Origin of the sequence: Arthrobacter gyeryongensis (genome assembly GCF_039543785.1) — a bacterium.
Lineage (GTDB): Bacteria > Actinomycetota > Actinomycetes > Actinomycetales > Micrococcaceae > Arthrobacter > Arthrobacter gyeryongensis.
On the sequence record NZ_BAABKK010000026.1, the window covers coordinates 126,062 to 143,627 of the forward strand.

At 65.2% G+C, this 17,566-nt stretch carries 18 protein-coding genes; 13 read left to right on the forward strand and 5 right to left on the reverse strand.

From position 1 onward, the window contains the following. The first annotated feature begins 68 nt into the window (after positions 1-68). From ABEA18_RS18215 to ABEA18_RS18235, 5 genes are all read left to right on the forward strand, one after another. Complete coding sequence (locus tag ABEA18_RS18215; RefSeq protein WP_345451454.1) at positions 69-599, forward strand: (2Fe-2S)-binding protein; 531 nt, start codon at positions 69-71, stop codon at positions 597-599. Next, the gene (locus ABEA18_RS18220) at positions 596-2,965 is read left to right on the forward strand and encodes a xanthine dehydrogenase family protein molybdopterin-binding subunit (RefSeq protein WP_345451456.1); all 2,370 of its coding nucleotides are present in this window, start codon (positions 596-598) and stop codon (positions 2,963-2,965) included. The genes ABEA18_RS18215 and ABEA18_RS18220 overlap by 4 nt, the downstream gene beginning before the upstream one ends. After that, positions 2,962-3,816, forward strand: coding sequence for an FAD binding domain-containing protein (locus ABEA18_RS18225; RefSeq protein ID WP_345451458.1), 855 nt, complete (start codon positions 2,962-2,964; stop codon positions 3,814-3,816). Before ABEA18_RS18220 ends, ABEA18_RS18225 begins: the two co-directional genes overlap by 4 nt. A gap of 22 nt (positions 3,817-3,838) precedes the next feature. Next, positions 3,839-4,630 carry an SRPBCC family protein gene (locus ABEA18_RS18230; RefSeq protein ID WP_345451460.1) on the forward strand — a complete coding sequence of 264 codons (792 nt, stop codon included), beginning with the start codon at positions 3,839-3,841 and terminating at the stop codon, positions 4,628-4,630. 197 nt (positions 4,631-4,827) lie between these two features. Then, entirely contained in the window at positions 4,828-5,082 is a 255-nt protein-coding gene (locus ABEA18_RS18235) for a hypothetical protein (RefSeq protein WP_345451462.1), read from the forward strand. On the opposite strand, the gene ABEA18_RS18240 is transcribed toward ABEA18_RS18235, so the two are convergent. Continuing rightward, positions 5,079-5,552 carry a MarR family winged helix-turn-helix transcriptional regulator gene (locus ABEA18_RS18240; protein ID WP_345451464.1) on the reverse strand — a complete coding sequence of 158 codons (474 nt, stop codon included), beginning with the start codon at positions 5,550-5,552 and terminating at the stop codon, positions 5,079-5,081. The two genes, ABEA18_RS18235 and ABEA18_RS18240, sit on opposite strands and share 4 nt — an antisense overlap. A 209-nt stretch (positions 5,553-5,761) precedes the next feature. Here ABEA18_RS18240 and ABEA18_RS18245 point away from each other — a divergent pair, with 209 nt between their 5' ends. Both ABEA18_RS18245 and ABEA18_RS18250 read left to right on the forward strand, forming a co-directional pair. Beyond that, entirely contained in the window at positions 5,762-6,649 is an 888-nt protein-coding gene (locus tag ABEA18_RS18245; protein ID WP_345451618.1) for a methyltransferase family protein, read from the forward strand. Between the two features lie 88 nt (positions 6,650-6,737). Next, positions 6,738-7,379, forward strand: a complete 642-nt coding sequence (locus ABEA18_RS18250; protein ID WP_345451466.1) for a dihydrofolate reductase family protein — start codon at positions 6,738-6,740, stop codon at positions 7,377-7,379. 239 nt (positions 7,380-7,618) lie between these two features. Here the strand turns inward: ABEA18_RS18250 and ABEA18_RS18255 are convergent, their stop codons facing one another. The 4 genes from ABEA18_RS18255 to ABEA18_RS18270 all read right to left on the reverse strand — a co-directional run bounded on the left by ABEA18_RS18255 (position 7,619) and on the right by ABEA18_RS18270 (position 11,801). Beyond that, positions 7,619-8,272 (reverse strand): DUF1254 domain-containing protein, encoded by a 654-nt coding sequence (locus ABEA18_RS18255; protein WP_345451468.1) that lies wholly within the window; start codon positions 8,270-8,272, stop codon positions 7,619-7,621. 1 nt (position 8,273) lies between these two features. Continuing rightward, positions 8,274-8,876 carry a DUF1214 domain-containing protein gene (locus tag ABEA18_RS18260; protein ID WP_345451470.1) on the reverse strand — a complete coding sequence of 201 codons (603 nt, stop codon included), beginning with the start codon at positions 8,874-8,876 and terminating at the stop codon, positions 8,274-8,276. A 216-nt stretch (positions 8,877-9,092) separates the two neighbouring features. Then, entirely contained in the window at positions 9,093-11,024 is a 1,932-nt protein-coding gene (locus ABEA18_RS18265; RefSeq protein WP_345451472.1) for a glycoside hydrolase family 15 protein, read from the reverse strand. A gap of 210 nt (positions 11,025-11,234) precedes the next feature. Further along, positions 11,235-11,801 carry a TetR/AcrR family transcriptional regulator gene (locus ABEA18_RS18270; RefSeq protein ID WP_345451474.1) on the reverse strand — a complete coding sequence of 189 codons (567 nt, stop codon included), beginning with the start codon at positions 11,799-11,801 and terminating at the stop codon, positions 11,235-11,237. 97 nt (positions 11,802-11,898) lie between these two features. Between ABEA18_RS18270 and ABEA18_RS18275 the strand changes: the two genes are divergently transcribed. The 6 genes from ABEA18_RS18275 to ABEA18_RS18300 all read left to right on the forward strand — a co-directional run bounded on the left by ABEA18_RS18275 (position 11,899) and on the right by ABEA18_RS18300 (position 17,534). Next, positions 11,899-12,516: an NAD(P)-dependent oxidoreductase gene (locus ABEA18_RS18275; protein ID WP_345451475.1), complete on the forward strand. Its 618-nt coding sequence runs from the start codon at positions 11,899-11,901 to the stop codon at positions 12,514-12,516. After that, positions 12,513-13,448, forward strand: coding sequence for an SDR family NAD(P)-dependent oxidoreductase (locus ABEA18_RS18280; RefSeq protein ID WP_345451477.1), 936 nt, complete (start codon positions 12,513-12,515; stop codon positions 13,446-13,448). Before ABEA18_RS18275 ends, ABEA18_RS18280 begins: the two co-directional genes overlap by 4 nt. A 599-nt stretch (positions 13,449-14,047) precedes the next feature. After that, positions 14,048-15,199, forward strand: a complete 1,152-nt coding sequence (locus tag ABEA18_RS18285; RefSeq protein WP_345451479.1) for a sulfite oxidase — start codon at positions 14,048-14,050, stop codon at positions 15,197-15,199. Positions 15,200-15,292: 93 nt separating this feature from the next. Next, positions 15,293-15,865: an SRPBCC family protein gene (locus tag ABEA18_RS18290; protein WP_345451620.1), complete on the forward strand. Its 573-nt coding sequence runs from the start codon at positions 15,293-15,295 to the stop codon at positions 15,863-15,865. Next, positions 15,858-16,253 carry a hypothetical protein gene (locus ABEA18_RS18295; RefSeq protein ID WP_345451481.1) on the forward strand — a complete coding sequence of 132 codons (396 nt, stop codon included), beginning with the start codon at positions 15,858-15,860 and terminating at the stop codon, positions 16,251-16,253. Before ABEA18_RS18290 ends, ABEA18_RS18295 begins: the two co-directional genes overlap by 8 nt. 39 nt (positions 16,254-16,292) lie before the next feature. Next, positions 16,293-17,534: a cation:proton antiporter gene (locus ABEA18_RS18300; protein WP_345451483.1), complete on the forward strand. Its 1,242-nt coding sequence runs from the start codon at positions 16,293-16,295 to the stop codon at positions 17,532-17,534. Positions 17,535-17,566: the final 32 nt, after the last annotated feature.

The window sequence follows — 17,566 nt, forward strand, 5'->3', positions numbered from 1 at the left end:
TAACCTGTGTCACATCAGGACTGGATGACGGCAGTCGTGCCCGTCGTCCAACGCGACAGGAGATCCCAATGGCGAGTTCCAAGACGATCACCGTCGAAGTCGATGATGTGAGCTACACAGACAATGTCGAACCACGATTGCTGCTGGTCCAATACCTGCGCGAACGGCTCGGCAAGACCGGCACATTGATCGGCTGCGACACCACCAACTGCGGCGCCTGCACCGTCCATCTGGACGGAGTCAGCGTCAAATCCTGCACCATGTTCGCGGTTCAGGCAGACGGCCATAACGTCACCACCATCGAAGGCCTGGCCCGGGACGGTAAGCTCGCCCCTCTGCAGCAAGCCTTCCACGAATGCCATGCCCTGCAATGCGGCTTCTGCACGCCGGGCATGATCATGCAATCGGCGTCTCTTCTCGCCGAAAACCCGCACCCCACCGAGCAGGAAATCCGGGACGGCCTTGAGGGAAACCTTTGCCGCTGCACCGGATACCAGAACATTGTTGCCGCGGTGCAGGCCGCCGCTGACGGCACTGTTGCGGCGGCCGGCACGGTGTCCGCGGACAGCGATGAAACGGAAACGGCAGGCGTGGCATGACCATCACCGAAATCGGCAAGGCCCGCCTCCGCAAGGAAGATGCCCACCTCATCACCGGACGCTCCAGGTACACGGACAACATCACCTTGCCCGGCATGCTTCATTTGGCCATGGTCCGCAGTCCGTTCGCCCACGCGAAGATCACTTCGATCGACGCCTCCGCCGCGAAGTCCTCACCCGGCGTCGTCGCCGTGCTCACCGGAGCGGATGTGGCCGCACAGCAGGGAAGCCTGCCCAACGCCTGGCCGATAACGCCTGAACAAAAGGCTCCAGCCCACCCGGCGATCGCCGTCGACACCGTGGCTTTTGCCGGCGAAGTCGTTGCGTGCATCGTTGCCCGCAGCGCCGCCGCAGCCCGCGACGCCGTCGAACTGGTCGATGTCAGCTATGAGGAGTTGCCCGTCGTCCTGGACCTGGAAGAGGCGTTGAAGGACGAGGTGCTGGCCCACCCGGACTTGGGCACCAACAAATCGGCAACCTGGATCTTTGACTCGGGCGAGGCCGGCACAGGCAAAGGGATCAGCGAGGCGCTCGAGGGCGCGGAAGTCCTCATTGAGCGTACGTTCTACCAGCAGAGGCTCATCCCGGCCTTCATGGAACCCCGATCGACACTGGTGGATCCCACAGGTGAGCAGATCACAGTGTGGTCGGCCACGCAGATACCGCACATTCTCCGGCTCATGCTGGCGCTGACCCTGGGCATCCCGGAAAGCAAAGTGCGAGTGATCGCCCCCGACGTCGGCGGCGGCTTCGGCGGAAAACTGCAGGTGACCCCGGAGGAAGCCATCACGGTGCTTGCGGCCCGGCACACCGGCAAACCGTGCAAGTACACCGAGACCCGCAGCGAATCCCTCATGGCCGCCCACCACGGCCGCGCCCAAGTGCAGAAGGTGAAGCTCGCGGCCACCAAGGAAGGGATCGTCACGGGGTTGGACGTGCAGCTGCTGGCGGACATGGGTGCCTATCTGGGCCTCGTCACCTCCGGTGTCCCGATCCTGGGCGCGTTCATGTACAACTCGATCTACAAGTTCCCGGCTTACCGGTTCGAATGCACCAATCTCTTCACCAACAAGGCGTGGACCGATGCCTATCGCGGCGCAGGCCGACCGGAAGCGACGTTTGCGATCGAACGCTTGATGGACGAACTCGCCGTCGAACTGGGCATGGATCCCCTGGAACTGCGGAAGAAGAACTGGATCAAGCACGAGGAATTCCCCTTCACCACTGTCGCCGGGCTCGAATACGACAGCGGCAACTACGAAGCCGCCACTGCGAAGGCCGTTGAGCTCTTTGGCTACGATGAGCTTCGCGCCGAGCAAGCGCGGCGCCGCGAAGCCAACGATCCCGTCCAGCTCGGGATCGGCATCTCCACGTTCACCGAAATGTGCGGTTTGGCTCCGTCCCGGGTGCTTGGCGCGCTGAGTTACGCCGCCGGCGGCTGGGAACACGCCCAGGTACGGGTGCTGCCTACCGGCAACATCGAAGTGGTTACCGGCTCGTCCGCCCACGGCCAGGGCCACGAAACCGCGTGGAGCCAGCTCGTGGCCGACAGGCTGGGCGTACCGTTCGAAAATGTCGAGGTGCTTCATGGGGACACCCAGACCTCCCAGCGGGGCCTGGACACCTACGGCTCCCGGTCACTGACTGTCGGCGGAATGGCTGTCTTGGCCGCTGCGGACAAGGTGATCGAGAAGGCCAAAGTTGTGGCCGCGCACATGATGGAGGCCAGCGAAGAGGACATCGAGTTCACGGACGGCAAGTTCAGTGTCAAGGGCACCGACCAGTCCACGGCGCTCGGTGAAATCGCCTTTGCCGCCTTCTCCGCGCACAACCTGCCGGACGGGTTCGAGCCCAATCTGGACTCCGATGCCACCTTCGACCCGCAGAATTTCTCCTTCCCACACGGTACCCATCTGGCCGCCATGGAAGTGGATACCGAGACCGGGCAGGTCACCATCCGCAAGTATGTTTGCGTGGACGACGTCGGGGTGGTGGTCAATCCGCTGATAGTGGAGGGCCAGGTCCACGGCGGCCTGGCCCAGGGAATCGCGCAGGCCCTCTATGAGGAGGCCGTGCACGACGACGCCGGGACACTGGTCACGGGCTCGTTCGTGGACTACCTCGTGCCGAGCGCGCCGGATTTGCCGCACTTCACGACAGCACGCACCGAGACGCCGTCAACCACCAACCAGTTGGGAGCCAAGGGAGTCGGCGAGGCAGGAACCATCGCCTCGACGCCCGCCATTGTCAACGGCGTACTGGACGCGGTGCGGCATCTGGGCGTGAAGGACATCAAGATGCCCTGTTCGCCGTCGCGCGTGTGGGCCGCCCTTGAAGAAGCCAAGACCACCGGAGGTGTGCAATGATTCCGAGCGCATTCGATTACGCCGCTCCGGCCACGGTCGCGGAGGCGCTGGGCGTGCTGGCCGACGCCGGCGACGACGTGAAGCTGCTGGCCGGGGGTCAAAGCCTGATCCCCGTGATGAAACTGCGCTTGGCCGACCCGGCCATGGTGGTGGACTTGGGCCGGATCGGCGAGTTGTCCGGGGTCCGCGACGACGGCGATGCGCTGCTGATCGGGGCCATGACAACGCACCACCAGATCGCCACCGACGCGCTCATTGCCGAGCACGTGCCGTTGCTGGCCAAGGCCGCGGCCACGGTCGCGGATCCCCAGGTCCGCCACCGCGGCACGTTCGGCGGCGCTCTGGTGCACGCCGACCCGGCGGGGGACATGCCCGCGCCGGTGCTGGCGGCGGACGCGACGTTCATCCTGGCAGGTCCGGACGGGGAACGCCGGCTGGCAGCGGCGGACTTCTTCCAGGGGTACTTCACCACCGCCCTCGACGACGGCGAGATCCTCACCCATATCCGGGTGCCGAAGTACACCGGTTGGGGTTCGCACTATGAGAAGTTCACCCGGGTGGCCCAGCAATGGTCCATCGTGGCGGTGGCCGCGATGGTCCGGGTGGAAGGCGGCACCATCTCCGAGGCCAGGATCGGCCTGACCAACATGGCCAGCACGCCCTTGCGGGCGACCGCCGTCGAACAGGCACTAGTGGGTGGCCCAGCGACCAGGGAAGCGATCGCCGCCGCGAGCGCACACGCCGCCGAGGGGACCGACCCCGCGAGCGACCTCAACGGGGACGCGGCCTACCGCCGCCACCTGGCCGAGGTCCTGACCAAGCGGGCCGTCATCGCGGCCGCCGGGCTTTAGCGGAAAACGGACGGAGGGAGACGTGGAACTCAAACATCACTTCGTGGTTCCCAGTTCGCTGGAGGACACCTGGCATTCCTTCAACCAACTGGAAGACATCGCGCCCTGTTTCCCCGGGGCGACCCTCACATCGGTGAGCGGCGAGCAGTTCACCGGAACGGTCAAGGTCAAGCTCGGCCCCATCGCCATGATCTACACCGGCACCGGCGAATTCCTCGAGCGCGACCAAGAGACGCACACGGTGGTCATTTCGGCCACGGGCAAGGATAAACGCGGCAACGGCACAGCGGGCGCCACCGTGACTGCAGTGCTGACGCCCGAGGGCGACGGCACCTCCGTGGACGTGACCACCGACATGAACGTCACCGGAAAACCGGCCCAATTCGGCCGGGGTGTCATCCAGGACATCTCGGACAAGTTGCTGGAACAGTTTGTCCAGTGCGTGATCGGGAAGGCGGGCGGCGGGGCTCCGAGCGATACCGAGCCCGACGCCGGAGGCTCGGCTGCGTCGGCAGAGTCCGGGATGGCTACCGGCGAGGTAGCGGAGCCCGGGGAGCCCGCGGCTGGAGCAGCCGCCGGGCCCGCCGCCGTCGGGCCCGCTGCGGGTTCTGCAGCGCAGGTGGTTGAACCGCCGGCGACGCGTGTGCCTGCGGCTGCGGCTGCACCTCGGTCCGCGCCGCTCGCGTCGTCGTCGGAATTGGATCTGGGCTCGGCCGTGTGGCCGGTGCTGGTTCGTCGTTTCGGCCCCGTGCTTTGCGCCGCCGCTGCCGTGATTCTGGTGGCTTGGCTTGTCCGGCGACGCGGGCGGGATTGAACGCGCCAATTAGGCGCCGTTGATGCTGGTTTCTGGCCGCGCGGCGCGCTTGCCGCGCGCCTCGGCGTGTCGATATCATCAGGGTGGGTTATGCAGCGGCCCTAGGAACTCTTTCCATGGAGCGACCCCATGACCCGCCGGACACCCCTCCGTTTCAACGCTTCTTGCGTGTCTGCCCACACGCCTGGAGCCGCGCTGTGAACGCGCTACTCACCTCATGCCTGGAAGGCGAACTGGACCCCGTGCGAGGGCTTGCGAAGCTGTCCGTTGCCGAGCTCAACTTTTTGGCCGACGCCCTTTTCAGGCTGCTCGACGTGGGGAAGCCCGAGTTTGGGGTCAAGTCTTGGTACGACGCGGTACTGGATGAGTTGGCTGCGCGCGGCGAGCGGTCCGCGCGCAGTGGGGGTCCTACGCCCGATGAGCGGACCGCCGTCGACGTTTCCTCGGACTAGTCTTCCAGTGCCGCGGAGGCAAGAGGGGCGCCGTCGCTGTCTCCCGCGGGTGCTTGCCGGTCCGCCAGCTCGCGCACGACTGTTTTCAATTCCTGCCTGAACATCGACGTATCGATCGACACCTGGGCAAGAACCTGTTGTTCCGATTCGACCGCCCGCTCAAGCGCTTCCCTGCCTGCGTCGGTGAGCGAAACGACGTGCACCCGGCGGTCCTCGGAACTTCGACGGCGACTTATGTGCCCGTGTGCCTCGAGCCTGCTGAGTGTCTGCCCCATGGTCTGGGCCTGCACGCGCACGATCTGCGCGAGCGCGGTCTGGGTGATGGGGCCTGTGGCTGCAAGAACCTCGAGCGCGATGACGCCGGCGTGGGTGAGGCCGATCGCCCTGAGATTCTCGTCCCAAGCGTGTTCCACCAGCCGGGCCGCTGTAGACAGCAACCTTCCGGTGGGCCAACGCTCGATGTCCGGCATATGTCTCATTGTAGCCGTGAGGGCATTTTGCGGGGGTTTGGGGGATAACTGGTCCTGCGCGAGTCTCCGGTGAACACGGACGCAGCGTTCGATTTCGGTAGGCTGGGCCAAAATTGTCGTCGATTGGGGCTACTGATGTTTGGGCTGAGCGGGTGTCGCCCTTGATTCGGCGGGGCGGAGCCGTTTCGTGGGGCAGGGCATATTTCGCCATGCAGGCGCTTGCCGGCTTCTTGTGGTGGGCCGCGGTTTTCTTGTCTCCAGTGGTGCGCGAGGCGACCCTCGGTAACCTCGACCCGGTTGCGGTTGCTGTCTTCGACATTCCTTTGTTCGTCGTGGCGTCTGCCGTGGCGGCGTTTGGTGTAAAGGCTGCCGCGCTGGTGAGTGCCGGCTGGACGGGCGCCGTCGCCGTCGCACTGGCGATATACGCGACCGTCACAACCGAAGCAGGCTGGGGCGTACTCGGCATGGGCGCTGCGACTGCGGGCTCGCTGATCGCGCTCTGCCTTGTCTTGCTGGGGCGTGTACCTACCGCGTGGATCATCCGCGGTCCGTTCGCATTCCGTCCCGCAATCCCCCGCCCGACCGCCGCAAGCCACGTGGCCTCAACATTCGGGCAAATTGTCCTCTTCTGGGGCTTCTTCCTTGCGGCGATTCCGTTCGCCGTCGCTTTTCTCGAAGGGCGCTGGGCGGTGGTGCTCCTGTTTCCGTCGTTTGCAGCTCCTGTGGGTGTCGCGGTTCTGATACTCGCCAGCGCCCTTGGCATCTCGGCGGCCGTGGCGATGTCGACGTTGGGAAATGGCACCCCGCTGCCGTCGGCAATGCCGAACCATTTGGTCATCGCAGGTCCGTATCGCTGGATCCGTAATCCAATGGCGGCCGCGGGCATTCTCCAGGGCGCGGCAGTTGGCGTCATCCTGCAATCATGGCTGGTGGTGGCCTACGCCGTCGTGGGCTCGCTAGTGTGGAATTACGTTGTCAGGCCGCTCGAGGAAGCTGACCTGGAGGAACGGTTCGGCGAAGAATTCAGACAATACCGCGATGCCGTGCGCTGTTGGGTACCGCGGGGGTCGAAGACTCTGCGCTCCCAGAAACCATGAATTCTTCGGCGAATTCCTCCGTGACGATGATCTCACCACCAGTATGGTGGTTGCATAACGCAACCACTGATCTGAGGGGACCTTCACCATGGCTGTTCGAGTTGACCTGAATATCTCGCTGGATGGTTTCGCCACGACGACGGACGCAACTCCGGAGAATCCGTTCGGTTCGGACTGGGGCCGTCTCGTTGACGCATATACGTCCACCCGCACATTCCGTGAGCGGGTCTTGCATGACACCAGTGGAGAAGGCACGTCCGGTGTCGACGACAAATACGCAGCGGCCTACTTCGAGGGGGTCGGAGCTGAGATTATGGGTGCCGGTATGTTCGGGTTCCATAACTTCCCCGATGACCCCGAGTGGAAGGGCTGGTGGGGTGACGAACCGCCATTCCGCGTCCCGGTGTTCGTCCTCACTCACACGCCTCGCCCTGACATGACGATGGCCGGCGGTACGACCTTCCACTTCGTAAACACCAGCCCCAAAGAAGTGCTTGAACGAGCGCTCAGTGCGGCGGGGGAAAAGGATGTGCGTATCGGAGGCGGCCCTACCGTTGTGCGCGACTACCTCAGGGCCGGACTTGTCGATCAGCTGCACGTCGCGATCACACCCATCCTGCTCGGTAGCGGAATACGGCTTTGGGACGATCTCCGGGGGCTGGAAAGCGACTACACGGTCAAGTCAGAGACCGCCGAAAGCGGCATCATCCACCTCACCTTCCGCCGCTAAGCCCACACGGGATCGGTGGTTGGCGTCTAGTCGCGTTTGAGCGTGAGGGCCAGGCTGGGAACCGCGAAGGACAAGAGGAAGATCGGCAGGGTGCTCTTCCCGCTGCACCGGAATCTGGCGATTTCGCCGTCGGCGACGTCGAAAGACTTGGTCCGGCTTCTCCTGTGCGAAAGGGCCTTTCGGCAGGTCACCGGCGGCGAGCCGTTCGCCGTCGTACATCTGGGCCGGTCACGTCGCCGTTACTGCTTCAGCGGCGCGAGCTGTATTTGCTTCGCAAGCGCATAAGCGGTCGGAAGATCGCTGTCGCTTTCGACGAAGACCCGGCCAATGACGAGCGCGGAGTGGGTTGGCGAGGAAATCTGCGTCATTCCGTTCGGTACGGTGCCCCTCCAGCCAGGCCCGCTGAGAAGATAGAGGCCAGCTTTGGTTCCTGTGGTGCGTTTGCCGACGTAGGCAAAATTTGTGCTCTTCGAAGGGTCGGTGAACTGCACGCTGAAGTAACGGCCGGCCGTGTCCGGTACGTGCAGGATCTGCGGTCCTCTGCTCAAGTCGAGCCAGCCGCCGACGTAGAGCAAATCGTCAGCTCCGGTCGCCATAAGGCTCCCGCGCGACGTCGACGGGGACGAAGTGCCGGGCACGGCGTACAGCGTGTTGACGGGGATGGGGCCGTCACCGAATCCATGCTTGAGGATCGCCCTCTTGTATCCATTGACCGTGAGTCGCGGCCAGAGGTAGATGAACGCGGGCGCGCCGAGCCCCCACACGATGACTGCCGCTATGGCGAGTGGAATGATCCCGTCCCCGTTGGCGATCCGTCGGTAGATGACCCACGCGAAGACCGCCAGTATGACGGCCGTAAGGGGACGTCCGTATTTCAAGATGAGGCGGTTCATCTCAATGCGCCCTGGCAATGGGCGGCAATTGATACGTGCCGTCTAGAATCGCCGCGCCGGGCAGATACACCCGGAACATCAGCTTGAACTTCCCGGAAGGAATGGGCAGCCAGTTCTGCTCGTTCCCGACCGGAGCCTCATGCTGGAGATGGATATCGACAGAACCGTCGGCGTTCTGCGCGAGAGGCGAACGGTCACCAACGCTATAGCGATTAGTTGGATTGTCCACCATATACCCGACGGTATCGGTAGGAGTGAGCGACCAGAAGGCGTCATTAGGCGGGAGTTGCCCGGGAGGAAAATGCAGGACGTATCCATGCCCGCCGCTCAGCGTTTGCCCTGAGCCATCCACAGTGGCGGTCCAGTAGGCGGCCTCGTCAAACACATTGACGACGGGCAGGGCCTTGGCACATGCAGCCCGCACGAGGACACCGTTGCCAGGCTGGCCGCATTTCCGGATGGCGCTCCAACCGTTGACAGTCGTTGTGACCGCCCTGCCCACGGCATTCATCATGAGGATCGCCGTCAAGAACGCCAGCACGGCACCGAGAATGATTCCTTGCACGACGCCGGACTGTGAGAACCACGCGAGGGCATTCGCCATAGCTGCAAACTACCACTGGACTAACTGGCTGAGTACTTTTACGCGTCAACCCGGTGAGCCGAGTCGCAGGGATCTTTCAAGGATCAAAACGAGTGCACGATGTCCCGATTCAGGAACTGTCATCTTGGTGTTCACGTAATCCAGAGAGCAAGGAAGACGCAAGTAATTCACTGTCCTGTCTCAGTTCTGTTGGAGTAAGTCTCACTGAAGCTGCTGTCAGGTGTTGCGGTGTGCCGGGGCGAACTGCGCCGCGCGGTTGGTTTCTTCGGCGCGGATGAGGTGCACGAGCGCGTTGATGAGGGCCAGGTGCGTGAACGCCTGCGGGAAGTTGCCGAGATGACGGCCGCTGACCGGATCCAGCTCCTCAGCGTAGAGGCCCAAGGGACTGGCAAGGGACAGCAGACGTTCGCCCAGTGCCTTGGCGCGTACCACCTCTCCGATCTCAACGAGGGCTGAGACGAGCCAGAACGAACAGGTCGTGAAGGTCCCCTCGACGCCGGTGAGTCCGTCGTCGGTCTGCTCGGGGCGGTAGCGCAGGACGAGCCCGTCCCTAGTGAGTTCATCGGCGATGGCCAGGACGGTGGCGCGCACGCGTGGGTCGTTGGCGGGCAGGAACCGGACGAGGGGGACAAGGAGCAGCGAGGCATCGAGGTTCGTCGTGCCGTAGGACTGGACGAACACACCGCGGTCGTCGACACCATTGCGGCAGATGTCCTCATGGATCTCCTCGGCGATGGTCTCCCACTTCCGGGCGTAATCAGCCTGACCGCGCAGGCGCGCCAGCCGGGAACCACGATCCAGGGCGACCCAGCACATGAGCTTTGAGGAGGTGAAGTGCTTCGGTTCGCCACGGACCTCCCAGATGCCGTGGTCGGGCTCCCCCCAGTGGGCGGCGGCTTGCTCGACCTGGCGGAGCAAGACGGGCCAGAGTGGCTCGGGGAGCTGGTCACGGGACTTGGCGTGCAGGTAGACGGAGTCCAGCATGGTGCCCCAGACGTCGAGCTGGCGCTGGTGGACGGCAGCGTTGCCTATCCGGACGGGGCGGGCGCCGTCGTAGCCGCCGAGCCCCTCGAGAGTGGTCTCGGGAAGGTCCCTTTCGCCGTCGATGCCGTACATGATCTGCAGGTCGTCCTCGGCGGCGACGTCGCGGATGAAGGCGAAGAAGTCGTCGGCTTCCCGGTCCAGGCCGAGGGTGTACAGGGCCCACAGCGCGAACGTGGAATCGCGCACCCACGTATACCGGTAGTCCCAGTTCCGCTCCCCCCCGGGCGTCTCGGGCAGCGACGTGGTGGGCGCCGCGACCAGAGCTCCGGACGGCGCGTAGGTGAGGCCCTTCAACGTCAGCGCGCTGCGCTGCAGCTCCTCCCGCCACGGGTGGTCGGGGAACTCGCCCCCGGTGATCCATTGCCGCCAGAACTCTGTAGTCTGCCATTGCTTGCGGGTGGCTTCCTCCCACGTCCGCGGCGGGGGCAGCGACCCCCAGGAGAGTGCGATAAAAGCCTGCTCGCCCTCGGTCATCCGGCTGCGGATGACCGCGATGGAGTCCTCGATGCCGAGGCGGCGGTCAGTGGTCAGATGCAGCATCGGATCCCCCTCGTCGCCGCCGACGGTCACGACCTCCCCGTATCCGGGACCGGAGAACTCCCACCGTGCCCGGCGTCGGCCGTAGCCGAAGACCGGCTCGCACAGCACGGACAGCTCAACTGCCCCGCTGACGCATCGGACGGTACGCAGCAGGCAATGCTCAGCCTCGTAGTTCGTCGGCGGGCGGCGGTATCGGCCGGCCCTCTCTTCGGTGTGGTGCCACGGTCCCATCACCATGGCATCCCTCACGATTAGCCAGCCCGTCCTGGTCTGCCAGGTGGTCTCCAGGATCAGGCTGCCGGGGAGGTAGCGGCGCGCAGTCGGCTCCCGGACGCCGTACGGCGCCACCTTGAAGCCGCCCGCGGCGCGGTCGAGCATGGTGGAGAACACACTCGGTGAGTCGTGACGCGGCACGCACATCCACTCCACCTGCCCGCTCGGTGCGATCAGGCAGTTGGCCTCACAGTCGGACAAGAACCCATAGTCGGCGATCGGCGGGAACGGGCTCGTGCCCGCCCCGGGCAGCCGCCTGCCCTGAGGCCCCGATCCGGCGTCGATCCTCACTACCCCAGTATGCTCCCCCAGGCTGGAAGCGGGAATCCCGACTCCCGATCCCACCGCAAACTGCGAACCTGATCTCCAGGGCGGCGCGGCCAGAGCCCGGGGACCGGGCGCTTCAGCGAAGGGTGGCCTGGGTGATGCAGCGGCTGCTTACAGGGTTTTGCAATCCAGCAGCGCCTCGGTCACGAATCACCAGCACAGCACGCCTGGTCGTCATGTCCGCCAGGTGCCGACCCTGTCGATCAACCGGTCAATCAGGTCGTCGTCTACGCGGCCGGACTGCATGGCTGTGCGATACAGGACCGGACCTACGAGCAGCGCCGCCGCATCGGTCGCTGACGCCCCGAGCTCGACCTCCCCGGCACGTTCAGCCAGCACGAGGGCGACCCCAATCCGCTCATCGATCGCGGCGATCATGCCGTCCCTGCTCCGTGCGATCCCCGGATCCCACAGGCTCCCCTGAATCACGGTCAGCGCCACGGCCGCGACCGTCGGCAGACGCAGCTCGTCGGCGAGCTGACGCAGCTGCCGGTGCAGCCACGGCCGGACCGGGGACTGCGGCGCCCGGAAGAACGGCAGGTCGGTGCCGGTCATCACGTCGAGCAAGAGCTGCTCGGCCCGAGGCCAGTGCCTGTACACCGTGGCCCGCCCGGTACCGGACACCTGGGCGACGCGCTGATGAGTGACCGCGGCGGGACCTTCGGCGAGAAGGAGCTGACGCGCGGCGGTCAGGATCGCCTCCCGACTCCGGGCGGCGCGAGGGTCGAGGGGGGCTTTCATCATCACAGTCTATGAGACTACTTGACTCACAGAGCGGCGGACGTTACCGTTAATTATGAGACAAAATGTCTCATAATTAGGTGAAGGAAAACCGCCCATGCGTATCATCGTCTTCGGGGCCAGCGGTGGCACCGGGATTCAAGCAGTCCAACAGGCCGCATCAGCCGGTCATCTGGTCACCGCCGTGACTCGCCGGCCGCACGCGTTCGCCGGCGGCGCGCTCGTGCGCAACGTTGTTGTGCCGGACCTGACCCTGCCCGGCGCGATCGATCATCTCGTCCAGGACCAGGACGCTGTGATCAGCGCCCTCGGCACCGACGCCAAGGGTCCGGTGAGCGTCTGCACCGACGGGATCCGCTCCATCCTCGCCGCGATGGAGCACACGGGCACCCGGCGTCTGATCGCGGTGAGCGCGCACGGGGCCGCCGAGACCCACGACCGGTCCCTGTACTCCCTGGCGCTGTGGGCCACGCTCGCCGATAAGATGCGGGACAAAGAGGCCATGGAACGCCTGATCCAGGACTCCGGCGTCGACTGGACGATCGTGCGTCCCCCTGCCCTCAACGACAAGCCCGGGCAGGGCCGCTATCGCACCGGGACCGACCTGAGGATCCGCCTGACCTCGGCGATCTCCCGCGCCGACCTGGGCGACTTCCTGGTCCGTGAAGCCCAGACACACGCCTACCTGCACCAGTTCCCCCGGATCGCGGCATGACCGCCGCCGCGCCGGTCGACCTGACCGGCAAAGTCGCCCTGGTCACCGGCGCTACCGGCGGGATGGGACAGGTCATCGTCACCAGGCTGGCGGGCCTGGGGGCCACAGTCGTCATCGTGGTCCGCAACCAGGCTGGCGGCGACCGCCTGCGGCGCCAGGTTTCCCTACAGGTCGGTTCCGACCGAGTCGAGGTGTTTGCCGCCGACCTTGCCTCGCGCTCCGACCTGCATCGTCTGGCCGCCGACGTCACCGTCCGGCACCCCACGCTTGATCTGCTGGTCAACAACGCCGGAGCCCACTTCCGCGACCGCACCGTGGACGCCGACGGGGTGGAGATGCACATCGCCGTCAACCACCTGGCAGCGTTCACCCTGACCAACTTGCTGCTCGATCCCTTGCGCGCGGCAGCGCCGGCGCGGATCGTCAACGTCGTGTCCGACGCGTTCTCCGACACCCGGCTGGTAAAAATCCTTCCACGCCCACGCCCCGTACAGTTGGATGTCGGCCACCTCGACGACCTGGCCCACCTTAACGCGGCGGACGGGTTCGACGCGTTCCCCGCATATGCCCGCGCCAAGCTGCTGACATTAATGTGCGGCTACCTGCTCGCCGAACGGCTGCGCGACACCGGCGTAACCCTCAACGCCGTCCACCCCGGACTGGTCGCCACAGGCATCGCCAACGACATCGCCCCTGCCTTCACCCGCCCGTTCCTCGCACCCATCCGCAGGCTGCTGCTCACACCGGCCGAGGGCGCCCAATCCATCTTGCGCCTGGCCACGGCACCCGAGCTGGCCGAGGTCACCGGCCGTTACTTCATACGCCACCGAGAAGGCCGCTCGCCCCGGATCTCCTACGACCTCCAGCTGCAACAGCGAATCTGGGACCTCAGCGAGGCCTACGCCACCCCGCGGCGAATCGACGGCGCCTGACATGCTCGCACCGACACGTCTAATTACCCCCGCTCCCCCAGCCGCGCTTCTCCTACTGGAGCCGCACGCCCTGGCCGATGGCCCAATACAGCTCAATCAACTGAGTATTAACCATCCGCAAGACCTTGATTCGCGCGGTCCGGACAGCCGTCCTTAAGCTATCAAGCAGTTCGGGGTCGTCCGCAGTGTCCAGGAGGGTGCAATCCAAACCGTTCGAGTGCGCTAACGCCCCCGCGTAGAACGGCGCCGGTACCACCCAACAAAACCCCACAGCGCGACGATCAAACACACGGCAGCCACAATCCCCCGCCACCAAATAAAAGGTTGCCAAAGCCCGAAGATCAGGGCCCAAACAAGGAGAACGCCACTCACGTCAAGTCGTGGGGCCCGGATCTTCACGGAGACTCTCTTTCTTCCATCTGTCTTTGTCCAGGAGCGCAAGCGCCAAAGACCAAGAATACTTTCCCAGCAGCCCGACGTCGGACGCCTCCGTCGCCGCGGCCCCCAGCGCACCGTCGCCAAACGCGCCGCGGGACAAGCGCCTCGCTTCCCAGAGCAAATCCAGTGACACCGCAGTCCCGGACGACCATACTGGGAGCATGAGCGTCAACACCCGCCGCACAGCGGAAGGCGCCGCTGTTGCCACCCAGGCCCCCACCGCCCCCGCTGCTCCGACAGAACCAACCACACCGGCCACTCCAACCACCGGACCCATCACCCGCGAAGAACTGCAACTGGCTTCGCGCAACCACGCCATGCCGCTGGAAATGCTCCGATGGCCTGTCACACCGCTGGGCATGCACTATCTCCTGGTCCATTTCGACGTTCCCCAGATCGATCCTGTTTCGTGGCGGCTGAATATTGGCGGGCTCGTCAACCTTCCGCACGAGTACACCCTGCCTGACCTCCAGCACCGCGAGCGCCGCACCTGCGCCGTCACGATGGAGTGCGCCGGCAACGGCCGCTCGCGGCTGGAACCGCGGCCGGTGAGCCAGCCATGGGACCAGGGTGGAGTGGGCACCGCCGAGTGGACCGGTACCCCGCTCGCTCCGTTGCTGCTCGACGCCGGTGTGTCGCCGGACGCCGTCGAGCTCGTCTTCACGGGCACGGACCGCGGGATCCAGGGCGGCGTGGAGCATCAGTACGCGCGCAGCCTGACCCTCGCGGAAGCAATGTCCGACGACGTCCTGCTCGCCTATGAGGTCAACGGCCAAGTCCTGCCACCGCAGCATGGCTACCCCGTCCGCTTGCTCGTCCCGGGCTGGTACGGGATGACGAGCGTCAAATGGTTGCAATCCATCGAGGCAATTGACCACAGCTTCGACGGTTACCAACAGCTCGACTCTTACCGCTATACCCAAGACGCAGACGATCCCGGCGAGCCCGTCCAGTGGATCAAGGTCCGCTCCCTCATGGCTCCGCCCGGCGTTCCCGACTTCTTCACGCGGCAACGCACCGTGGAGGCGGGACCGGTCCAGCTGAGCGGCCGGGCCTGGTCCGGGAAAGGAACCGTGGACAGCGTGGAAGTCTGCGTGGACGGGGTCTGGGAGCAGGCCCAACTTCAAGCTCCCGCCGGGCGGCATGCGTGGCGCGGATGGACATTCACGTGGATCGCAACTCCCGGTTCCCACGAGTTGGCATGCCGTGCGACGGATTCCACCGGGCAGATCCAGCCCGAGACGCCGGAATGGAACTATCAAGGCATGGGCAACAACGACATCCAACGGCTGACGGTGACCGTCCGGGAGTAACCGGCCCGCGGGCACGCCGAAGCCGGGCCGTTGACCGTGTGCAACGGCATGAGTACTGTGAGTCCACTATCCATCCGCGCCCTGGAGGCAGCAATGGGCGGCACTTCCAAGAGCAACGCCGACTACGAGTTCCTCACCGTCTGGCGCGTCGCGGGGACCCCGCGCGAGGTCATGGATATCTTGGGCGACGCCGGAACTCTGCCCCGCTGGTGGCCTTCGGTGTATCTGAGGGTTGTTCCGCTGGATCCTGGGAATGCCGACGGTACGGGAAAAGCCTTCTCGCTGCACTCCAAAGGTTGGCTGCCGTATACGCTGCGCTGGAGGTCCACGGTCACCGAACCCATCACGGAGCGAGGTTTCGCGATCGCGGCGAGCGGCGACCTGCGCGGTACCGGGCGCTGGACTTTCGAACAGGACGGCCCGGAAACGGTGATCACTTATGACTGGCGCGTCAGCACATCGAAACCGCTGCTCCGGCGGCTAGGCTGGCTGCTCAAACCCGCTTTTGCCGCGAATCACCATTGGGCGATGGCACGCGGCCAAGAAAGCCTCGCCCTTGAATTACGACGACGGCGTCCCGGCACGGACCTCTCCAAAATCCCCCGTCCGGCACCGCCGACGTTTGCAAGCCGATACCGCTGGCCAAGGAGTACAACGCATGCCTGACGATAACAAAGGCGAAGTCCGCTGGTTGCTGGAGCCCGAGGACCAGGACTACCCGAGCGCCGCAGACTACCTTTCCTTGCTGGAATCCAACCACGTGGTGGCCTCGGTTGTCGCCGCCCTCAAGGAGGCACCCATCCAGCACCGCAAGGCCAAGGACATTCTCAGGGCCGCCCGCCTTGCGCTGCTCCCGGAAGATAATGCCCACGTGGCCTCGGACCTGAAGAAGATCAAGGAGGGCAAGAAGCTCTCGCCCATCCTGATGGTCCGGGGAGATCTGGCCACGGGCATGCCCGCGCAGGTAGCCGACGGCTATCACCGGGTGTGCGCAAGCTACTACACGGACGAGAACACCGACATTCCCCTGAAACTGGCTGATGCGCCCCGGTAACCACCGCAGACTAACGGCCATGCCCGGAGAAGGAGGAACGTGTCGTTCTTTCAGCTTGCGCTGATTGCCGCAGTCGCGCTCCTCGGGCCGCTCCTGGCGCTGCCGCGGAAATGGCACCTTCCCGTTGTATTAGGGCAGTTGCTGGCGGGCATCGTCATCGGACGCACGGGTCTGGGCCTGGTGGATTCCACTGATCCGACCTTCACGTTCGTGGCCGACGTCGGGTTCGCCCTCATCATGTTCGTCGCCGGTACGCATGTCCCCGTGCGGGACAAAGCCATCCGTCCTGCCCTGGGTAGCGGCGCCCTGCGCGCCGGCGTCGCCGCGGTGCTCGCCGCCGTCGTCGGAGTCGTCATCGCTTTCGCCTTCGGCACCGGACATGCTCCGCTCTACATCGTCCTGCTCGCGTCCTCCTCCGCAGCGCTGGTCTTGCCGATCGTCGACTCGCTCCGGCTGACAGGGCCGAAGGTCCTGACGACGACGGCGCAAGTGGCCATCGCTGACATCGCCTGCATTGTGGCGCTTCCGTTAGCCGTTGACCCGCCTAACGCCGGCCGGGCCGCCGTGGGGGCGGCCGTCGTCGCGGCTTGCGCGCTGGTTTTGTTCTTTGTGCTTCGTTGGCTGGAGAACAGCGGCAACCGCGGACGGTTGCACGACATCTCCGAAGACCGGAAGTTCGCCCTGGAACTGCGGATCCAGCTGGCCCTGCTCTTCGCGCTTTCCGGACTCGCCGTCCTCGGCCACGTCTCCATCATGCTGGCCGGGTTCTCCTTCGGCCTGGTGGTCTCCGCAGTGGGCGAACCCCGTCGCTTGGCGCATCAGCTTTTCGCCGTGAGCGACGGTTTCCTGGGTCCGGTGTTCTTCGTCTGGCTGGGTGCATCGCTCGACCTGCGGACTCTCGCAGGCAGCCCGAGAATGATCCTCCTCGGGATCTGCCTTGGCTTCGGAACGCTGCTGGTACACGGAAGCATCCGGGCCCTCGGGCAGCCCCTGCCGCTCGCAGTACTGGCCTCCTCCCAATTGGGGGTACCGGTTGCAGCAGCCACCATCGGCTCCCAATTGCACTTGCTGGAACCGGGAGAAGCCGCCGCCATGATCCTCGGCGCCCTCATCAGCATCGGGGCAAGCACCATCGCCGGCTCGAGGGCGGCACGCAGCTTTTCGCAGGCCCCCCCGGATCCGGCAGGCGAGCCGAAGAGCGAGGGGCCGGTCGGCAAAGGACAAGCCGGCAAAGGCCCGGCAGGCAAGCCCTCCGAAGGTGGTCCGGCAATAACTGCCTGATTCCCAAACCCCGCAGCATGACAGCCGGTATT